Genomic DNA, 1,681 nt, shown 5'->3' with positions numbered 1-1,681 from the left:
GGGGTACGCCCCGAGGCGTCGCTCTCCTCGGTCCGCGCGCCCGCCGCCGGCACAGCCTTCACGCCCTCGGCCTCACCCACCTCGGCCATCTCGATCAGCAGGGCCTCGGCCTTCTTCTGCTCCAGCCGCGACACAGCCCCCTCCATCCTTCTTGGCCCTCTCCGGGTCAGCGAAAGAGGGCGGTGACACCGGCGTTGGCGAACCCCTCGTCCAGGTCGCCGATTGGGTCGCCCGCCACACCGAGGCCCGCGACTGAGACGCCCTACACGGTGACGGGGGCGCCACCCGCGAGGAAGAGGGTGCGGGAGATGTCCTTGAGCGTGGGCACCGTCGAGCCGCTCGACCAGCCCGGAGGTGGGCGCGTTCCAGGGCACGGCGGTGAACGCCTTCTCCTGCGCTGCCTCGTACGACTGCGGCCCTGCACCGTCCCCGCGCAGCGTCACCAGGGGCGCCAGGCCCGGTCGACCACTGCCACCGACACCTTCTCCTTCTCCTTGCCCGCCACGTCGATATCGGCCTGCCCGGTCTTGGTTGCGACGGCAGGCTTCAGCTGCGAGGTCTGGGTGCGCACCTGACGCAGGGGCCGGAGAACCGCGAGATCGCCCGGGCGTCGCTCATCAGCGAGGCGACAGTGTGGACCCGTCTGGGGCGGCCTACCAGAATCTGGGGATGGAGACGCGGGCGGGGCAGCAGAGGCGGTCTGATGCCGTGCTTGGTGGAGGAAGAGAGGGCACCGGCCACCTGAGACAGCAGGTCGGCAAGGGTGGCCCCCCGCAGGCGCGGGGCGGTGTCCGCCGGGTCGGGTCGCTGGTCGCTGTTCGCCCCGCGCGGCTTCGCGGCCGAAATGGACGACACCATGCAGGTGGAGACGCGCGGACTCCCGAGGTCGCGCAGGCCGCAGACATGTTCCAGCCTCTCCAGATCGCGGGTCGGCCTGCGTCAAAGACGTGCGCAGGTCGCCGACGGACCACACCCTCAGCAGAGCGCTCACCACCCTCGGGATCGAAGAAGACGGCCAGGTGGACACCAGCCACGAAAGCCAGCCTCGACATCACGAACACGCGATGGTCACAAAATCGCCACAGGCGGAGCATCCGGCACTCGCGGCATTCCGCGCAGCCCCACACTGAGCGGACGCATCCGCATTCAGGGGGACCCATGAGACGGCAACTCGCCATGTCCACAGCTGTTTTCACCGCAGTACTCGGCCTCGCCGCCTGTGACACGGAGGTCACCGCCACCCCCGACAAGCCCGCGGCCGCGGGCGACGAGAAGCCCGGCAAGGAAGGGGAGAAGGCAGAGCAGGCCCAGGAGAAGGAAGCCGCCGCCAAGGTCGGCGACGCCATCACCCTCAAGGGCTTCGAGGACGAGAAGATCGAGGTCACCGTCGTCAAGGTCGTCGACCCTGCCAAGAGCAAGGACGAGTTCATGACCCCCGACGACGGCAACCGCTGGCTCGGCATCCAGTTCCAGCTGGTCAACAAGGGCGACAAGGCGTACCAGGACAGCCCCACCAACGGCATGCAGGTCGCCGACGCCGACGGGCAGATGTTCCAGACGGCGTTCGGTGAGATCACCGCCGGGCCCGCCCTCTCCTCCGACGTGCGGCTCGCACCCGGAGCCAAGGCCCTCGGCTGGGTCACCTTCGACGTACCCAATGACGTGAAGTTCTCGCAGGTAC

General features: G+C 69.0%; 1 protein-coding gene and 1 pseudogene. One reads left to right on the top strand and one right to left on the bottom strand.

Annotated features, from left to right (window positions below; genetic code table 11):
- Positions 1-166: 166 nt before the first annotated feature.
- Positions 167-562, bottom strand: a pseudogene (locus ACFV9O_RS40275) (heme-binding protein); the annotation flags it as partial.
- Positions 563-1,158: 596 nt separating this feature from the next.
- Between ACFV9O_RS40275 and ACFV9O_RS40270 the strand changes: the two are divergent.
- Positions 1,159-1,681 (top strand): DUF4352 domain-containing protein (locus ACFV9O_RS40270; protein ID WP_385428035.1); only part of this gene is annotated, 523 nt, incomplete at its 3' end.

Source organism: Streptomyces sp. NPDC059909 (assembly GCF_042730885.1).
In the GTDB taxonomy this organism is placed as follows: Bacteria; Actinomycetota; Actinomycetes; order Streptomycetales; family Streptomycetaceae; genus Streptomyces.
Note: the sequence above shows the minus strand (reverse complement) of the source record. Positions and strands in the feature narration are given on the sequence as shown.